Here is a 17,660-nt window from a genome sequence, read left to right as displayed (position 1 = left end):
ACCTGCGTTTTTATATGGCCGGAAACCCTGATTTCGGACAATGAGAACCGTCGAGTCGACCGCTGTCAATGCGTCCGTTGATCTCGACGCCCTCCTCGGCGTTCTTCGGGAGCATCCGGTCCGGCTTGCGATTCTCTTCGGCTCACACGCGACCGAGACGACGCACTCAGCAAGCGATATCGATCTCGCGGTCGAATTCGACGCTGAACGCCCGTCAGATTCGAACTACAACGATACTTTCCTTGGATTGAGTGCCGATCTGAGTGATACACTCGGGACCGATGACGTGGATCTCGTCGATCTTCATGCAGCCTCACCAGCACTCGCGGAGGCGGTCTTCGAAAATGGTGTACTCCTCCTCGGCGAGCAAGAACGCGCCGCCGAGCTTCGTCAGCAGATAACGGCGGCTGATACCGAGACGCAGTCACCTCGCGAACGGCTCGACGCAGCGCTGGCCAGAATTGACGCCCATCTCGATAGCGGTGATGCTAGGGCGCCTGTATCCGGCGAGTCGGAGAATGACGGATGACGACTGATAGCTTTCCAGCGGACCGTCTCAACAGGATTCTGACTGCTGTCGAAACCATTGAGGAGAGCCTCGGTGTACTCGCCCGGAAGCAGCGTCTCAGTCGCGACGAATACAAGTCTGATTCGGATACTCGTGATATCGTCGAGCGCCGGTTCGTAAAGATGACTGAAGCCTCGATTGACATCGGTGAAGAACTCGTCAAGCACGAACGTGGGCACCCACCAGCTAGCAATCCAGAGTCGATGCGAGCGCTCGGTGAGATTGGAGTGCTTTCACCAACGCTGGCCGAGGAGATGGCACAGGGGGCTCGATTCCGCAACGTGTTGTCGCATACATATGGACGAATCATCGATCACGATGTCGTCTACAACGCGCTCCAAGATCTGGAGCGCTATCGACTGTTTGTCCAAGCGGTTCGCGACTACCTCGATTCCATCGGCGCGCTTGACGACTGACTTCGTCGGAGAAGCGAGTAAATCAACACCTAGTTGCCGAACTCAAGGAGAGAACCCACGACTGTACTCGTCGGAAGCCACGACCGACCACTAACGGCGCTCGCAAACCTATCGGAAATCGGTTAGAAAGCTATTTACCGGCTATGAGCCTCTGAGGAGCAGGAGATGCCGGCGTACTGTCGGCCTCGAAGCACATGACTGAGAAACATCTACACAATGGAAACGAACCGACTGTGTTCGCACGATGCACCGATTGTGCGAACATCTATCCCGCACAGGAGAAGACGAACGGGAGTTTCCGTCCGGTCGGGACAGACGGGTCGTGCAACTGTGGAAACGCAGAATTCGAACTCGTCGATTGAAGAACAGATCGTGTCATCCCGCCGAATCGCGGGCTATCGTCTGTCATGTTCTGGACGTATGGACACCTGTTAAGAAACATTCGAGAATCCCACTACTGAAGTAGTGTGAAGTAAGACGTATAACTGGGAGCCGACCACAACACACGATAGGTCAACTGCCTCGGCGTCAAGCCCCGAGGCTTGTCGGTGGACTCCCGCTCTACCCGAGTAACTCGGTAGGTCGGAATCGACCATTTGCGTTCACCGTCCCTGACTTGAGAGCCAGTTGACTTGTGGCTCGTTCAGCACCAGACTTGAGCCAGTGCTGAACAAGACGCCACCCGATATTCCGAGCGGCGTTATAATCGCTATGCAATTGCTTTCCACATTTCAGGCACTCAAATTCGTCACCGTCACGATTGTTTTCGTGCGTGAAGCCACACTCACTGTGACTACACCGCTGAGACGTGTACGCCGGATTCACGTCGTCCACGTCGATGCCGTGTTCTTCGGCTTTATATTCGACGTGTCGTTGCAGTTCGCGGAACGCCCACTGCTGGAACTTTGAAGCGTTCGAGATGCGTTTGCGGATATGTTTCAGGTTCTCGAACGAGATTGCCGTGCAATTGTTCTCCACGGCTTCTTGCACAATCGCTTTTGACATGCGGTGGAGGTAGTCCGTGCTCCACCGAGCGAACCGATTGCCGATACTTTTGATGGTAAGGTGTGCGGAGCGAGTGCCCGTCTGTTGTAAGCTGCCGCGCCGACGCTCGTACTCTTTGCGGCGGTGGTTGAGGTAGTCTGCGTTACCGAAAAACGCTCCCGTACTGGTGACGGCGATATATCCGTCCACGTTCAAGTCCACACCGAGAACCACTCCGTTCTCGGATTCTTCGTCACAAGACGGTTCAACGTTTTTCTTCACGGCGACGTGGAGGTAGTACGTTCCGTCACGTTTGTGCAGCGTTGCTTCGCGTTTATCCCATTCATCCGTCCAGTAGTCCTCGAACGGCGTGCCTTCCTCGTTGACGGGCGTGACGTATCCGCCCGTCACACGCTTGTCGGTTGTGGCGAGGGATACGTGGTCGTCATTGTAGGTGATGGTTCGTCCGTTATACACGACGACTGAGCCTTTGAACTCGGGTTTGCTTGCTTTCTCACCGTCTTCGATGATGCGATCTTTGCAGTTTCCGAGTGCGGTGGCCGCGAGGTTCCTCGCGGATTGAACGAGACTGGATTGCAGAGAAAGTTTGCTACGAACGTCAGAATACGTCTCTTTGTGGAGCGTATTCTTCGTGTCCGTGATTTCGTAGGGGTTGTCGTCCCATCCGTGGTCTGCGACGTGTTGGGCTGCGTGTCGGAACTGCTCGAACGTCTCGTCGAGAACGCTGTGTGCGTCCTCGGGAACGTCGAGTTTGACTTGGATGTTCCGAACAACCTCCATACTTCATTAGTATAGGCAGAGATACTTAGAACTACATAATAGGTTGGAAGTCGGTCTTGCTATCAAACGCGGTATGTGCATCTATTGTCTGCTTCCTCCCACAACTAAAGTCGTGGGTCTCCGTCTTGATATCTGATGAAGACAGACAGCACCGTGGCGAACGGGTCGACCTTCCTCGTGACCGACGAGGACGGCGCGCCGACGCGTGGCCACGACGGGTTCTACCACCGAGACACGAGGCGTCTCGACCGGTACCGACTCGGGGCGAGCGGGAGAACGCTCGAACCGCTCGAACTGGTCGACGTCCGCCCCGCCGAGCGACTCGTCCACCTCGCGACGCCGCTGGAGCGCGGCGCGCGAGCGCTGCAACTGAGTCGCCGCCAGTTCGTCACCGACGGCCTCTACGAGTCGGTGACCGTCACGAACCTCACGCGCGACCCCCACACGGAGACGCTCGAACTCGCCGTCGGCACCCGGTTCGACGACCTGTTCGAGGTGCGCGGCTTCGACGGCAACGCGCTCCGCGACCGAGATATCGACGTGGAGACGCGCGAAAACGGCGTGACGTTCACGTACGACCCCGACGACGTCGAGTTCGACGCGTCGGTCTCCGTGACCGCGAACCGCGACGTCGACGTCGGCGTCGAGACCGCGGGCGACCGGGTCGACGCGACGCTGTTGGTGCCGCTGGAACTCGACCCGCAGGAGTCACAGCAGCTCTCGCTTGCGGTGACGACCGACGGACCGACCTCGAACGTGCGGGCGGCCGTCGACGCGGCCCGCGACGAAGTCCGCGAGCGCGAACGCGAGTGGGCCGAAGCGACGACGCTGGAGGACGCGCCCGCAGGCTGGGAGTCGGTACTCGAAGAGAGCCGCGAGAACCTGCTGGAACTCCGTCTCGACACCGAGTACGGACCGATGCTCGCCGCGGGGATGCCGTGGTTCGCGACCGCGTTCGGCCGCGACTCGCTCATCGCCGCCTACCAGTCGCTCGGCCTCTCGACCGAGTTGGCGAAGGGCACCTGTCGCTACCTCGCCGCCCACCAGGCCGAGGCGGAAGACGAGTTCCGCGACGCCGAACCGGGCAAGATTCTCCACGAGGTCCGTTACGGCGAACTCGCCGCCCGCGGCGAGGTGCCGCACTCGCCGTACTACGGCACCGTCGACGCGACGGCGCTGTTCGTCGTGCTCGTCCACGAGACGTGGAAACGCACCGGCGACGACGCCTTCGCCGAGGAGCTGCGCCCGCACGTCGAACGCGCGCTCGACTGGCTCGACGAGTACGGCGACCGCGACGGCGACGGCTTCCTCGAGTACCCGACCGACGGCGGCGACGGCAGCCTCACCCATCAGGCGTGGAAGGACAGCGGTGACGGCATCATGCACCCCGACGGCGAGCATCCGGAGGGACCGCTCGCGGTCGCCGAGGTGCAGGGCTACGCCTACGACGCCAAGCGCCGCGCCGCCGACCTCGCACGCCACGCCGGCGACGAGGCGCGCGCGACCGAACTGGAGCGCGAGGCCGCCGCCCTCAAGGAGGCGTTCGACGAGGCGTTCTGGCTCCCCGAGGAGAACTGCTACGCCGTCGCGCTCGACGGCGAGAAAAAGCGGGTCGCGTCGGTGACGACGAACGCGGGTCACTGCCTGTGGAGCGGCATCGTCCCCGAGGCGCGGGCGGACGCGCTCGTCGACCGCCTCGTCGCCGACGACATGTTCACCGGCTGGGGCATCCGGACGCTCGCGGCGAGCCACGGCGTCTACAACCCGCAGAGCTACCACCTCGGCAGCGTCTGGCCGCACGACAACTCGCTGGTCGTCCTCGGGATGGCCCGCTACGGCCGCGTCGACGCCGCCCGACGGGTCGCGGAAGGGCTGGTCGATGCCGCGGAAAAACGCGGCAACGACCGCCTCCCCGAACTGTTCGCCGGGTTCGAGCGCGAGGAGACCGAAGTGCCGGTCTCCTACGGCGAAGCGTGCGAACCGCAGGCGTGGGCCGCCGCTGCCCCGCTGGCGTTCCTGCAGGCCGTCGCCGGAAGCGTCGCGGAGGTCCCCGACGAACCGGACTCGCGTGACGCGCCGACGCCGAGTTCGTAGGCGCTGACAACCGCGAGGCTCCGTTTGGGACGGCGATGCGCTGCGCGGTCGCCCCGGAAACACGACGCTGGTGACGTTGTTCGTCTCGGCCGTGGCGAGTACAGTACGACACTGCACGGTGAGAGGGCGAGCGGCGTGTCAAGCTATTTATATTGCCGACGGCGATTGCTCATCGAGTACATGTCAGCGAACGATTCACTAGGGATCGGGTTCGTCGGTGCCGGATTCATCACGGATACGTTTCACTCCGAGACGCTTCGCGGGATTCGCCACGCCCACGCGGCCGGTGTGATGAACCCCACCCGGAGCAAGGCCGAGGCCGTCGCCGAGAAACTCGAGGAGTACGAGTGCGGCGACGCGACGGTCCACGAGTCGGTCGGCGACCTCACCGAGGACCCGGATGTGGACGCACTCTGGATCACCAGTCCGAACTTCACCCGCCTTGAGACGGTCGAAGAGATCGTCAGTGCGGTCGAAGACGATGCTAACCTCGACGGAATCGCCATCGAAAAGCCACTCGCACGCAATCTCACGGAGGCCAGGCGAGTCGTCGAACTGATCGAGTCGATCGACGTCGCCCACGCGTATCTCGAGAACCAAGTCTACATGCCCGGCGTGGAGAGGGTCAAAGCGTTGCTGTGGGAGAGCGCCGAGGCGGCGGGTCGTCCCTACCTCGCGCGTTCGGCCGAGGAGCACGCGGGACCGCACTCGGCGTGGTTCTGGGACGGGGAGAAACAGGGCGGAGGCGTTCTGAACGACATGATGTGTCACTCCCACAAGGTCAACAAACACCTGCTCGAATCGACGACGGGTGACGACCTGACGCCGCTCGCGGTCACCTGCGACCTCTCGACGCTGAAGTGGGCGCGTGAGGAGTACGCAGACCGGCTTGCGGCGGATTTCGACGTCGATTTCCAGTCGAAGCCGACTGAGGATTACGCACACGCGACGGTGTTCTACGAAACCGACGACGGGGAAGTCGTCGTCGCGGAGTCCACGAACTCGTGGTGTTTCGTCGGTTCCGGACTCCGGATAACCATCGAACTGCTCGGCCCGGAGTACTCGGGGAACATCAACACACTCGAATCCGGCGTCGGTATCTTCGTCTCGTCCGATAACGAGGACGACGCGGGCTACGTGGTCGAGAAACAGCAGGCGACGCAAGGAGAGATGGCCGTCATCCCCGACGAGGTGACGACGTACGGGTATCTGGACCAGAACCGTCACGTCGTTTCCGCGTTCCGTGCGGGCGAGAACGCTCGAGAGGACCTCCACGACGGACTGGAGGTCGTCGAACTCTGTATGGCCTCGTACCTCGCTGCCGAACGCGGAGAACGTGTCGAATTTGCCGATGTCGATTTAGAGGGGTACATTCCCGCGCCCGCACGCGGCGAGTTCGATCCGTACCCGGCCGAATCGACGGGTGACCGACCGTAGCGGTCGCGCGACCGACAATCGGGGGTGTCACTACTCTCACCGATGAGACGACGAACGCGTTGATAATGGCCGGAGCGGTCCGAGGTTGTTTACTATCTGAAAATGCCTTAACTAATCTATTGTGATACACGGATTATGTCGAGCGTTCGGGAGAGGGCAAACCTACTTCTCGGTGGCAGTTTCGGTGAATAGATGTCAACTATGCGGCAACATTGTTGGTAGTGCATAGAATCATATACTCGAATTACGGTTGGTAGTTGTATGATGCCTCACAGGAAAGATGGGTGTAGCCGCAAAGACTCGGACAGCGAGAGATCATCGGTCGACCGCCGGTCGTTTCTCCGGTCGGGAGCGGCAGGAGCAGCGGCGGTCGGCGGACTGTCGCTGGCCGGTTGTATGAGCGGAGGCGGCGGAGGCGGCGGCGCCGAGTACCAGATGACGATTATTTCGAGTCCGGCGGGCTTCGACGATCAGGCGTTCAACGACAACGCGCTTTCGGGACTCGAAGACGCGGCCGAGGAGTGGGACATCGACGTCAATCAGGTCGAGGAGACGAACCAAGGCGCGTACGCCGAGCGGCAGGCCGACGCCGCCGAAGCCGGCCCCGACCTCATCGTGCTGGTCGCTGACCAGCATACGGACCCGCTGCAGGAGAACGCTCCCGAGTACCCCGACGTCAACTGGATGCTCATCAACAACGTCGTCGAGGAACCCAACGTCTCGGGGTGGATCGAGATGAACCACGAGATGTCGTTTCTCGCCGGTGTCGGCGCCGGGACGCTGACGCAGGAAGAGATCGAACATGAGGGGAGTTCGACGAACCCCGACGAGAGCACCGTCGGCTTCGTCGGCGGTGAGGAGATTCCCCTCATCGAGGCGTTCGAGGTGTCGTACAGACAGGGCGTCGAGTGGGTGGACGACAGCATCGAGGTGCTCACCGGCTACGGCGGCAGTTTCAGCGACCCGTCGGGCGTGAACGACCAGGCCGTCTCGCAGTTCGACAGCGGGGCCGACATCGTCTGGCACGCGGCGTCGGCCGCGGGCGAAGGGGCGTTCCAGGCCGCGGACGACAACAATCGGTTCGCGATCGGCGTCGACAGCGACCAGTCGGTCGCGTTCGACAGCTATCAGGACGTCATCCTCGGTTCCGCCATCAAAGCGCTCAACGAGGCGACGTACGAGGTCGCGGGGGCCGTCGTCAACGACGAATGGGACAGCGTCCAGGGAGAACAGAACCTCTCCACGGAGGGCGGACAGATCGACTGGGTGACCGGCCAGGCGTTCGACGGCAACATGCCCGATTCGCTCGACCAGAACATCCAGGACGCGAAGGACGCCATCGTCAACGGCGGGATCGACTTCGAGTGCGGTCCGACCGGGTGTTGAGCCGAGAGCGAAGCTTTTCAGCCGATATTTTATTCCCCTCCAAAAGAGTGTATCATGACTAACACGAGCGCACTATGACTGCGAATAGCACACCCCCGGCCGTGAGATTAGCGGGAATCACCAAACGGTTCGGCGACGTCGTCGCGAACGACAGCGTCGATTTTACCGTCGAGGCGGGGTCGATTCACGCGCTCATCGGCGAGAACGGGTCCGGAAAGACCACGCTGATGAGTATTCTCTACGGTCTCTACGACCAGAACGAGGGGACGATACACGTCGATGGCGAGGAACGGTCGTTCGACACCCCCCGGGACGCGATGAACGCGGGAGTCGGTATGATTCACCAGCACTTCCAGCTCGTGATGCCGATGACCGTCCTGCAGAACGTCGTTCTCGGCCACGAGCCGGTGAAAAACGGATTCGTCGACGAAGAGCGCGCGCGAGAAGAGATCGAAGCCATCAGCACCCGCTACGGGTTCGACGTCGTCGAACATCTCGACACCCCGGTCAGGGAACTCGACCTCGGGACGAGACAGCGCGTCGAAATCGTCAAGAGCCTCTACCGCGGGGCCGAGATTCTCATTCTCGACGAACCGACGGCCGTCCTCACGCCGCAGGAAGTGGACGGACTGATCGACCTCATGGAAGACCTCAGAGCGGACGGCCGCTCTCTCATCTTCATCTCGCACAAACTCGACGAGGCGTTGGCGGTCGCCGACGATATCACCGTTCTCCGCGACGGCAACGCGGTCGGGACGGTGTCCGCTTCCGAGACATCCGAGGCGGAACTCGCCCGCATGATGGTCGGTCGGAACGTCCTGTTCGAAAGCGACGCCCGCGAGACGACGGTCGGTGAACCGGTTCTCGAAGCCGAGAACCTCCGGGTCGCCGGAGATCGCGGCCTGGAGAAAGTCTCGGATGTGAGTCTCTCGGTGAGGGAGGGCGAGATTCTCGGCATCGCGGGGGTTCAGGGGAACGGGCAGACCGAGTTGGTCGAAGCCCTCACCGGTCTCCGAACCCTCAGTTCGGGCGTCGTCCGATTCGACGGCGACGACATCTCGGCGGCGTCGAGGCGCGACCGAATCGAGGCGGGTATCGCCTACGTTCCCGAAGACCGCCACGTCGAGGGGCTGGTGATGGAGTACGACCTGGTCGAAAACGGACTGCTCGGAAATCAGACGATAGCGCCGTTTGCGAACGGCGGCTTCCTCGATTGGGGGGCCGTCCGCGAACACACCGAGGAGATCATCGAGGAGTTCGACGTGCAACCGCCGAACCCCGACAGCGAAGCGGAGTCCCTGTCGGGCGGAAACCAACAGAAGTTCATCGTCGGTCGGGAACTCGGCCACGACCCGGACGTGTTGGTCGCCTCCCACCCGACTCGCGGCGTGGATATCGGGGCGATAGAGTTCATTCACGAACGGTTGACCGAACTCCGCGACGAGGGACTCGCGATCGTCGTCGTCTCCTCGAAGTTAGAGGAGATTCAGGCGCTCTCGGACCGAATCGCGGTCATGTACGAAGGCGAGTTCATCGACACGGTGGACCCGGGCGACGTGACCGAAGCGGAACTCGGCCTCCTGATGGCCGGACAGCGCCTCGACGACGGGGGCGACGCGTCCGAGGACGGAGTGCCAGAGGGCGAGGTGTCTCCGAGCGGGACGTCCGGGGACGAATCGAGTAGCGGGGTCGAGACGTGAGTTCGACCGACGAACCCGGCGCTCGGTCGCTTCTGGACCGCGTCGGCGACCGACTGTTCGACGCCACGGTGCTGGAGCGCCTCGGCATCGCGCTCGTGTCGATACTCACCGCGATTCTCCTCGGCCTCCTCATGGTCGCCGCCGCGGGGTACAATCCGATAGTCTTCCTGAACAACTTGATCGTCGGCGCGATCGGGAGCGAGCGAATGCTGGCGCGAACGCTACGGATATCGACGTTCTTCATCGTAACCGGCGTCGCCGTCGCCATCGCGTTCAGAGCGGGCGTGTTCAACATCGGCGTCCAAGGTCAGTTCGTCGTCGGTGGACTCGCCTGCGCCATGTCCATCCTCTGGGCGGCCCCGTACCTGCCCAGCGGGGGGCTCGGCGGGGTCGGTCTGATGCTCATCGGAACCGTCGCCGCCGCCGTCAGCGGCGGCTTGTACGGCGCGCTCCCCGGCGTGTTGAAGGCGTACGCCGACGCGAACGAGATAATCACGACGATAATGCTGAACTTCATCGCGATCGGCGTCGTCAGTTGGCTGATCACGAACCCGTTCCGGGAGGCGGGGTCGACGAACGTCCAGACCGAACCGCTCCCGGCCAGCGTCGGACTCCCGCCGGTCGTCTTCGGCGAGTCGGGGTTCTCGGTCGTCGGACTCGTCCTCACGCTCGCGCTCGTCGCGGTCGTCGCCATCGTCATGGCGCGAACTCGCTTCGGCTACGACATGATGACGAGCGGCTACCAGGCGTCGGCCGCGGTGTACTCCGGCGTGGACGCGAAGCGAAACGTCGTCGCGACGATGACGTTCTCCGGTGCGGTCGCCGGACTCGCGAGCGCGCTCTTCGTCATCATGTATCAGGGACGGTTTCTCGAACCGGCGAGCATCCACACGTACGGCTACGACGCGATCGCGGTGAGTCTGCTCGCGGCGAACAACCCGCTCGGCGTCGTCCCGGCGGCGCTGCTGTTCGGCGGCCTCAATTCGGCGACGTCGTACATTCAGATCTACAGCGACGTCCCCGTCCAACTCATCGACGGTATCGTCGGAATCGTCATCCTCTTCGTGGCCGTTCCGGAGCTGTTCCGCATGGCCGCACACTGGGCCGAGTTCGGAGGTGAAGACGAATGAGCGTCGTCGAGTACGCCGGTCGTAAACGAGTCAGGCTGGTCAGCCTCGCCGTCGTCGCGGCGCTCGCCGTCGGAGTGGTGGCGACCGTCGCGTTCGACGTCCCGCTCGAAAGCATCTTCACGCCCGGATACGTCGCCCGGTCGATGGAGTTGGCGGCTCCCATCACGCTCGCGGCGATTGGCGGCCTGTACGCCGAGAAGAGCGGCGTGTTCAACATCGGACTCGAGGGGTTCATGATATTCGGCGCGTTCTTCGCGGCGGTCGGGACGTACTTCGCGGGAGGTAGCGGGCCCGTCCACGCGTGGGCCGGAATCGCGTTCGCGACGGCGCTCACGACGGTACTGGCGTCGCTGTTCGCCGTTCTGTTGATTCGGTACAAGGCCGACCAAATCGTCGCCGGTCTCGGCGTCTGGTTCATCGGTCTCGGTCTCGCTCCGTTTGCGGCGTCCGTCATCTGGGGGTCCAGAAACAGCCCCCGAATCCCTTCCGTCGGGCGACTGACTGTGCCGGGCCTCAACGAGATACCGTATCTCGGGCGAATCGTCTTCGACCAGTCGCCGCTCGTGTGGCTCACCGCTCTCGTCGTGGTCGGTTCGTGGGTGTTCCTCTACCGAACGAACTACGGCTACTGGATTCAGGCGGCGGGCGAGAATCCGGAGGCGCTCGATACGGCCGGTGTCGACGTCAATCGCGTTCGCTACGCGGCGGTGATATTCTCGGGGGCGATGGCGGGCCTCGGCGGTGCCGTGTTACTCGCCCACAGTTCGTCGTTCATCGGCACCGGCCAGACCATGGTCGACGGTCGCGGATGGCTCGGCATCGTCGCCTATCTGTTCGGGAACTACAATCCGCTCGGTGCGGCCGTAGCGGCACTTCTCTTCGGAGGGGTCGATATGCTGCAGGGACAGCTCCAAACGCTGAACATCGATCTCTCCGCCAAGTTGCTGGAGCTGCTCCCGTACGTCGTCGTCATCGTCGTACTCAGCGGGTGGGGGAAGACGCGGGTTCCCGCATCTGTCGGCGAGCCGTACGAGTCGGAGGACTGACTACCTCCCGCGACGTTTCTTGAACCGCGAAAAACCGGGCAGAAGCCACGCCTGCGGCGTTCACTTCGCTCCCTCGTTAGCCGGTCGGTCGCGAACTCGTCGCGACTGGATCGAGACCGCAAGTTCCGGGTTCGAAGCCCACAGATACACTCTCTGTACTCCGCATTCGACGGATTCTCCTCACCCGGTTACTCCACCAAACAGTCTGATTCCGAGCATGAGGACGATGCCGACGAGGAAGACGAGAAAGTAGAGCACGGAGCGGAGCGTGTCGTCTTCCCGCTTTATCTCCGGAATCAAGTCCGAACTGGCGATGTAGATGAAGTTACCCGCCGCGAACGGAAGCAGGAACGTCGAGAGGTCGGCGAAGACGTTGTCGAGGTAGAAGCCGACGACACCGCCGAGGATGACGGTCGACTGCGTGAGATAGTTGAGGACGAGCGCCCGGCGTCGGTCGAACCCGCCGTAGACGAGAACGCCGAAATCTCCGATCTCCTGCGGGACTTCGTGGAACGCGATCGCCAACGTCGTGACCAGGCCGAGCGGCACGCTCACGAGGAACGCCCCGGCGATGACGAGTCCGTCGATGAAGTTGTGGAGCGTATCGGAGACTAAGACGAGGTAGGAGACGGGTTCGTGTTCGTGGGTCGTAGCGTGGTGGTGATGCCACCGAAGGAACTGTTCGAGCACGTAGAACAGACAGAACCCGCCGATGACCGTCAGAAACAGCGGCAGCGTGTCAGCCGATTCAGTTTCGGCGACCGCCCGGGGGAGGAGATGGAGGAACGCACCCCCGATGAGACTTCCCGCAGCGAAGGCGACGAGGCCCAACAGTATCTTGTCGGTCAACTCGTCGCGCAGAAACAACGTGAGAACGCCGACCCACGCGGTGAGACTGACGCCGACGGTCGTGATGACGATCCACCCGAGCGGGCTCATCTATCCAGTATCGTGTCGGCGAGCGTATAAATCATATAGGCGGCCCGTCAGTCGCTGAGGAACGTGCGGTGGTCCGCGAGGTAGTCGTACCCGCCGCCGAGAACGAGTCCGTATATCAGATACGACACCAGCGTCACGGCCAGCAGCGGGAGGTCCTCGGCGACCGTCTCGGTTCCGACGAAGACGCCCAACAGAGCGCCGACGACGTATCCGGACCAGAGGATGAGTCCGAACACCGCGCCGTGGGCGACCCCCGACTCGCCCGGGAGTCCCCACGTGAACCCGCCGAAGAGGAGCGGCCAGGCCACCGCGAAGATGAGTCCGAACCAGAGGTACGTCAGCAGCGTCGCGGTGAGCGTCCCGAGTCCGCAGTAGGGAGGTCCGCCGACGGCACAGAGACTCGTGAAGTGGCGAACACGAAGGGGTCTGTTCCGGGGAGCAACACGTCCGCAGCGAAGAGAAACACGAGAAGTACGACTGTCGCTACGACTCCCGCTCCGAGGCTACTTCGGATCGGACCCATAGGATAGCATCAACTCCGTTACACAAAACTGTAGGCTTGATTCCGGAGTTGCGAACGACTCTGCAGAACCGTCCGAGAGCGAGGAGTCGAGCAACGCCGATTCGACGGGACGAAGCAAATCGGTTCGACAGAGCGGAACTCTCGAACAGAGAAAGCGATTTACAGGCACGCCTGCAATTACTGGTAATGGGTAGCTACGCAACGCCGCCGAATCGGGCTGACGAATCGTCCGACGACAACGAACCTCGACCGCGACTGGGCGATCTTCTTTCGGGCCGATTTGCAGATGTAGACCTCGATTCCGTCGAAGTAGTCCGTGACGAACGAAAGTAGGAATGAAGGTCTTCATCGATACGAACGTCTTCATTGCCAGTCTGACCGACGAACCGGGCCGCGGCGAGGTTGCGACGCAGTTACTCAATAAAGACTACGAGTTCTGTACATCTATTCTAAATCTCATGGAGATTCGGTCAGTGATGACCAAGAAGAAGCGCGTTGAGCAAGACCGAGTCGAAGCGGTATTATCTGATATTTACAGTACTGTGGACATATACGCACCCGAAATCAGTGACCAAATCACGGCGTATGAATTACAGCGGGACAACCTCCTCTATACGATGGATTGCGTCCTTCTCGCATTGGCGGACGACGTGAACGCGACGTTGACTACTTTCGATGGAGAGATTCTCGACCACGGTGGTGTCGCACCAAAAGAGTTGATTGACTAGTTCGACCCGAGCAAGAACCTGCTATCGTGGTTTTTTGATAACAGGCCGCGTTCCTTCCTCGGGCCCGGTGCACTCGTTCGATTCCCGTGAGAACCGTCGTTTAAGTGTGACATCCAATCCAGTACGAAGGTCGGTGGAGGACGATCAAAGGAGAGTCAACCAGAGACCGCCGACTCAGCCGCCCAGCGTCGTCTCGAACGTCAACTCGACCGCGCGCTGCTGCAGTTCGAGCGGGAGGCTCGCCTCCACCGCACCGCCCGCCGTCGCTTCGTCCTCGCTCGCTTTCTCGGCGGCCATCTCCGGCGTCAACGGCATGTGGACGAACCCCATCGGCGTCTCCAGCCCTTCGCGCTCCAAGAGCGCCCGCGTACTGTACAGCACGTTGTTGCAGAGGTGCGTTCCCGCCGTGTTCGAGACGCGCGCGGGAATACCGGCGTCCAACAGCGACTCGACGACCGACACCACCGGAAGCGTCGAGAAGTACGCGTCCGCGCTGTCGGCGTCGATGACTTCGTTTCGCGGTTCCGCATCCGCGTTGTCGGCGACGCCGCCGCAGTCGTTGACGTTGACGCCGATTCGTTCGACGGAGACGGCGGAGCGGCCGGCCGCGAGTCCGGTCGAGACGATCACGTCGGGGTCGTAGTCGGCGACGAGCGTCGCCATCTCGTCGGCGGCGACGGCGTACTCGACCGGCAGCACGCGACCGACGATCTCGTGACCGGCGACGGTCCCGCCGTCGAGTTCCTCCGCGAGCGTCTGCGTCGGGTTCTCGTCGTCGTCGCCGAACGGTTCGTAGCCGGTGAGAACCAGCGTCATCGGCCCTCGTTCGCCTCGCTTCGAGCGTCGTCGTCGTACGGCCAGCGTCCGCCCATCTTCAGTTCGGTGACGTAGCCGGCGTCGATGCTGTCTCGAATCTCGCTGCGCGTCTTGTGCGGCGTCTCCACCTCGTCGCTCGCGAGATGATAGGCAGTGCTCGCGAGAATCGTCGCCACGTCGCGCAGGTCGCGCGGGTCGAGTTTGTCCAGCGTATCGGCGTGGGTGTGTCCCCAGCCGCGGCCGCTCTGGTCGGAGGTCGAGGAGGCCATCACCGCGGGGACGCCCTCCTGGACGAACGCCCACTGGTCGCCGTGCGGCGAGATGGTGTCGCCCGACTGGATGGGCACGTCGAGCGTCTCGCCCATCGCCTCGAACGCCTCGCCCATCTCGTCGAAGCCGTTGGTGCCGACGCGGACGTTCCGGGAGTTCGCCGGGCCGTCGACGTTCAGGACGCATTTGACCGAGTCGAGGTCGCGACTCTCCGCGAAGTGGTACGCCCCCCAGAGGCCGATCTCCTCGGAGCCGAATGTGACGAACCGAACGCGGGAGTCGAGGTCCGATTCGACCTGCGCGAGCAGTCGGCCGATTTCGGCGACGAGCGCCGACCCCGCACCGTTGTCGTTCGCGCCGTCGGCGATGTCGTGGGCGTCGACGTGCGCGGTCACGAGCACCTCTTCGTCGGCGTCGGCGGGGCCGAGGACGCCCTCGACGTTTCTCGATTTCGTCGGTTCGTTTCGGCAGTCGACGTCGAGTTCGACGACGAACCCCTCCTGTTCGTCCGCGTAGCGCGCGAGTCGCTCGCCGACCTCCTTGGAGACGCCGACGGCCGGAATCGGCCCCGGTCGGTTGTGGTAGCCGACCTCGCCGGTCGGCGGCAGCGACCCCTCGATGTGGTTTCGGAAGAGGAATCCGATCGCGCCGTGGTCGGCGGCGTTGACGTACTTCTCCATGCGGTGGAGCCACCGGTCGGTGTTCTCCGGGGTGTCGCTGGAGACGAGCGCGATTGCGCCCTGCAGGTCGTCGCCGACCTCGTCGAACTCCTCGTAGGTACCGTCGCCGACGTCGACGACCGGCCCCGAGACCGTCCCCGATGGCGACCCCGGCAGCGCCAGCACGTCGTGTTGGCTCTCGTGGCGACGCGGGTGCGACCCGCGGAGTTCGATAGCGGAGCTGCCGCGCCACCACCCGGGGATGTCGAACTCGTCTATCTCGACCTCGCGCAGGCCCGCCTCCTCGAAGGCGTCGGCGACGACCGCCGCGCCCGCCTTCTCGCCTTCCTGTCCGGCCATTCGATTGCCGACGTCGACGAGCGACTGGAGCGTCTCCCACCCGAAGGTGCTGGTCTGTGCGTCGCCGACGACGTCGTCGGGAAGTCGTGTCATGCGAGAGCGTTCGTCGGGGACGACAAGAGTGTCGGGGAAGCGGTCAGCTACTCGAACTGCACTCCGGGCGCGGAAGGGACGGAACGACCAGGACAAACACCATTCGGCTGGCGACTGACTCCTCGGTATGGACTGCGGAGCCGCAGTCGAAGCGGTACCGATAGTCGAGGTGACGCACCGATGAGCGGCGACCACCGACTCGGCCTCCGACCCGCGACGACCGAGTACGCCGACGAACCGCTCCGAATCGAGGGTGAGATTCCACCGTGGCTGGAGGGGACGCTCGTCCGCAACGGCCCGGGGTCGTTCGCCGTGGGCGACCGCCGAGTCAACCACTGGTTCGACGGACTGGCGATGCTGCGCCGCTTCGCCATCGGCGACGGCGAGGTCCGGTACAGTAACCGGTTCCTGCGGAGTCGACAGTTCCGCCACGTCCGCGAGCACGGACGCCTCCGCCTCCGCGAGTTCGGTACGGACCCGCAGTGGCGCGGCCTCGGTCACCTCCGACGGTTCGGGATTCGCGCGGCGACGGACAACGCCCCCGTCGACGTAGTCTACCTCGGCGGCCGCCATCTCGCGGTGACGGAGACGCCGCGGTGGACCGTCTACGACCCCGAAACGCTCCGGACGCGGGGGGAACGGGAGTTCGACGACGAGGTCGGACGGGCGGGCCCGCTCGCGCACGTCCACTACGACCCGTTTCGAGAGGAGATTGTGGGCGTCGCGACGCGCTTCGGTCTCCGGAGCGAGTACGTCGTCTACCGCGTCCCCGACGGGAAAGAGCGGCGCGAGGTGGTCGCGCGGATTCCGATTCGCCGCCCCGGCTACCTCCACAGTTTCGCGCTGACGCCGAACTACGTCGCCGTGCTCGTCCCGCCGTTTCGGACCTCGCCGCTCGCGTTGCTCCGGGACCGCCCGTTCGTCGAGAGTTACCGCTGGGAGCCCGAACGAGGGACGCGCGTCCTCGTCGTCGACAGAGAGAGCGGCGAACTCGTCGTCGATACGCGGACCGCGCCGTGTTTCGTCTTCCATCACGTCAACGCCTTCGAGCGAGGCGGTGCACTCCACCTCGACGTGGCGGCGTTCGAGGACGCGAGCGTCGTCGACGCGTTCTCTCTCGACAGCTTTGACTCGCCCGAGTTCGCGCCGCCGGGTGCGGAACTCCGTCGCCTGCAGGTCGACCCCGAAACCGGGCACGTCGTCACGCGGGCGTTACATCCGGGTCACGTGGAGTTTCCGACGATTCACTACGGGCGTCACAACACCCACCCGTATCGCTACGTCTACGGTGTCGGAACCGCCGAGCGCTCGCCCGAGGGCTACGCCGACCGAATCGTGAAAATCGACCTCGGCGAACGCGACGGTCAGTTTCGGGCGTCGAGAACGTGGACCGAGCCGAACGTCTACCCGGGCGAACCGCTGTTCGTACCGCGAGTCTCGCCCGAGACGGACGGAGACGGCGAGGAGACCGTCGCGGAGGACGACGGCGCGCTCCTCTCCGTCGTGCTCGACGCCGACGCCGAGCGGTCGTTCCTCTTGATACTCGACGCGGCGACGATGACCGAGCGCGCTCGGGCGGTGTTCGACGCGCCGATTCCCTTCGACTTTCACGGCCAGTTCTACCGCAGTGGCGAGCGACCGACCCGTTCGATGGCATAGCGAGACTACCGAGGAGACCGTCGAGAGACGGCGTGTCGGCCATGCCGACCC

Annotated in this window: 14 protein-coding genes and 1 pseudogene; 10 read left to right on the top strand and 5 right to left on the bottom strand. The window is 63.2% G+C overall.

Annotated elements, in window-relative coordinates:
* The first annotated feature begins 40 nt into the window (after positions 1-40).
* Together FCF25_RS01810 and FCF25_RS01805 are read left to right on the top strand one after the other, a co-directional pair.
* Entirely contained in the window at positions 41-529 is a 489-nt protein-coding gene (locus FCF25_RS01810) for a nucleotidyltransferase family protein (protein ID WP_117594516.1), read from the top strand.
* Complete coding sequence (locus FCF25_RS01805) at positions 526-984, top strand: DUF86 domain-containing protein (RefSeq protein ID WP_117594515.1); 459 nt, start codon at positions 526-528, stop codon at positions 982-984. Before FCF25_RS01810 ends, FCF25_RS01805 begins: the two co-directional genes overlap by 4 nt.
* Before the next feature lie 561 nt (positions 985-1,545).
* On the opposite strand, the gene FCF25_RS01800 is transcribed toward FCF25_RS01805, so the two are convergent.
* On the bottom strand, positions 1,546-2,769 hold the full coding sequence (locus FCF25_RS01800; RefSeq protein WP_137047120.1) for an RNA-guided endonuclease TnpB family protein: 1,224 nt from the start codon (positions 2,767-2,769) through the stop codon (positions 1,546-1,548).
* A 135-nt stretch (positions 2,770-2,904) separates the two neighbouring features.
* Here FCF25_RS01800 and FCF25_RS01795 point away from each other — a divergent pair, with 135 nt between their 5' ends.
* The 6 genes from FCF25_RS01795 to FCF25_RS01770 all read left to right on the top strand — a co-directional run bounded on the left by FCF25_RS01795 (position 2,905) and on the right by FCF25_RS01770 (position 11,562).
* Positions 2,905-4,863 (top strand): glycogen debranching N-terminal domain-containing protein, encoded by a 1,959-nt coding sequence (locus FCF25_RS01795; RefSeq protein WP_137047119.1) that lies wholly within the window; start codon positions 2,905-2,907, stop codon positions 4,861-4,863.
* Positions 4,864-5,043: 180 nt separating this feature from the next.
* The gene (locus tag FCF25_RS01790; RefSeq protein ID WP_137047118.1) at positions 5,044-6,300 is read left to right on the top strand and encodes a Gfo/Idh/MocA family protein; all 1,257 of its coding nucleotides are present in this window, start codon (positions 5,044-5,046) and stop codon (positions 6,298-6,300) included.
* Positions 6,301-6,564: 264 nt separating this feature from the next.
* Positions 6,565-7,686 (top strand): BMP family protein, encoded by a 1,122-nt coding sequence (locus tag FCF25_RS01785; protein WP_137047117.1) that lies wholly within the window; start codon positions 6,565-6,567, stop codon positions 7,684-7,686.
* Positions 7,687-7,760: 74 nt separating this feature from the next.
* Positions 7,761-9,386, top strand: coding sequence for an ABC transporter ATP-binding protein (locus FCF25_RS01780; RefSeq protein WP_137047116.1), 1,626 nt, complete (start codon positions 7,761-7,763; stop codon positions 9,384-9,386).
* Positions 9,387-9,439: 53 nt separating this feature from the next.
* On the top strand, positions 9,440-10,516 hold the full coding sequence (locus FCF25_RS01775) for an ABC transporter permease (protein WP_137049336.1): 1,077 nt from the start codon (positions 9,440-9,442) through the stop codon (positions 10,514-10,516).
* Positions 10,513-11,562 (top strand): ABC transporter permease, encoded by a 1,050-nt coding sequence (locus FCF25_RS01770; protein ID WP_137047115.1) that lies wholly within the window; start codon positions 10,513-10,515, stop codon positions 11,560-11,562. Before FCF25_RS01775 ends, FCF25_RS01770 begins: the two co-directional genes overlap by 4 nt.
* Positions 11,563-11,742: 180 nt before the next feature.
* Here the strand turns inward: FCF25_RS01770 and FCF25_RS01765 are convergent, their stop codons facing one another.
* Positions 11,743-12,501: a ZIP family metal transporter gene (locus FCF25_RS01765; protein ID WP_137047114.1), complete on the bottom strand. Its 759-nt coding sequence runs from the start codon at positions 12,499-12,501 to the stop codon at positions 11,743-11,745.
* Positions 12,502-12,548: 47 nt separating this feature from the next.
* Positions 12,549-12,857, bottom strand: a pseudogene (locus FCF25_RS15780) (DUF6789 family protein); the annotation flags it as partial.
* A 502-nt stretch (positions 12,858-13,359) separates the two neighbouring features.
* On the opposite strand from FCF25_RS15780, the gene FCF25_RS01755 reads away from it, so the two are divergent.
* A complete protein-coding gene (locus FCF25_RS01755; protein ID WP_137047113.1) occupies positions 13,360-13,752 on the top strand; it encodes a putative toxin-antitoxin system toxin component, PIN family in 393 nt (130 codons plus the stop codon).
* Positions 13,753-13,926: 174 nt separating this feature from the next.
* On the opposite strand, the gene FCF25_RS01750 is transcribed toward FCF25_RS01755, so the two are convergent.
* Positions 13,927-14,568, bottom strand: coding sequence for a peptidase (locus FCF25_RS01750; RefSeq protein WP_137047112.1), 642 nt, complete (start codon positions 14,566-14,568; stop codon positions 13,927-13,929).
* A complete protein-coding gene (locus FCF25_RS01745) occupies positions 14,565-15,950 on the bottom strand; it encodes a M28 family peptidase (RefSeq protein ID WP_137047111.1) in 1,386 nt (461 codons plus the stop codon). Before FCF25_RS01745 ends, FCF25_RS01750 begins: the two co-directional genes overlap by 4 nt.
* A gap of 180 nt (positions 15,951-16,130) precedes the next feature.
* On the opposite strand from FCF25_RS01745, the gene FCF25_RS01740 reads away from it, so the two are divergent.
* Positions 16,131-17,609 (top strand): carotenoid oxygenase family protein, encoded by a 1,479-nt coding sequence (locus FCF25_RS01740; protein ID WP_137047110.1) that lies wholly within the window; start codon positions 16,131-16,133, stop codon positions 17,607-17,609.
* Positions 17,610-17,660 lie beyond the last annotated feature (51 nt).

The sequence above is a fragment of the Haloprofundus sp. MHR1 genome (assembly GCF_005155585.1).
GTDB lineage: Archaea > Halobacteriota > Halobacteria > Halobacteriales > Haloferacaceae > Haloprofundus > Haloprofundus halophilus.
The sequence above is the reverse complement of the archived record's forward strand: the minus strand, read 5'-3'. Positions and strand labels throughout refer to the sequence as shown.

Bases quoted from the DNA above. Each gene is read 5' to 3' on its own strand.
- FCF25_RS01810 (WP_117594516.1), top strand. From the start codon at position 41: ATGAGAACCGTCGAGTCGACCGCTGTCAATGCGTCCGTTGATCTCGAC.
- FCF25_RS01805 (WP_117594515.1), top strand. From the start codon at position 526: ATGACGACTGATAGCTTTCCAGCGGACCGTCTCAACAGGATTCTGACT.
- FCF25_RS01800 (WP_137047120.1), bottom strand. From the start codon at position 2,769: ATGGAGGTTGTTCGGAACATCCAAGTCAAACTCGACGTTCCCGAGGAC.
- FCF25_RS01795 (WP_137047119.1), top strand. From the start codon at position 2,905: ATGAAGACAGACAGCACCGTGGCGAACGGGTCGACCTTCCTCGTGACC.
- FCF25_RS01790 (WP_137047118.1), top strand. From the start codon at position 5,044: ATGTCAGCGAACGATTCACTAGGGATCGGGTTCGTCGGTGCCGGATTC.
- FCF25_RS01785 (WP_137047117.1), top strand. From the start codon at position 6,565: ATGCCTCACAGGAAAGATGGGTGTAGCCGCAAAGACTCGGACAGCGAG.
- FCF25_RS01780 (WP_137047116.1), top strand. From the start codon at position 7,761: ATGACTGCGAATAGCACACCCCCGGCCGTGAGATTAGCGGGAATCACC.
- FCF25_RS01770 (WP_137047115.1), top strand. From the start codon at position 10,513: ATGAGCGTCGTCGAGTACGCCGGTCGTAAACGAGTCAGGCTGGTCAGC.
- FCF25_RS01765 (WP_137047114.1), bottom strand. From the start codon at position 12,501: ATGAGCCCGCTCGGGTGGATCGTCATCACGACCGTCGGCGTCAGTCTC.
- FCF25_RS01755 (WP_137047113.1), top strand. From the start codon at position 13,360: ATGAAGGTCTTCATCGATACGAACGTCTTCATTGCCAGTCTGACCGAC.
- FCF25_RS01750 (WP_137047112.1), bottom strand. From the start codon at position 14,568: ATGACGCTGGTTCTCACCGGCTACGAACCGTTCGGCGACGACGACGAG.
- FCF25_RS01745 (WP_137047111.1), bottom strand. From the start codon at position 15,950: ATGACACGACTTCCCGACGACGTCGTCGGCGACGCACAGACCAGCACC.
- FCF25_RS01740 (WP_137047110.1), top strand. From the start codon at position 16,131: ATGAGCGGCGACCACCGACTCGGCCTCCGACCCGCGACGACCGAGTAC.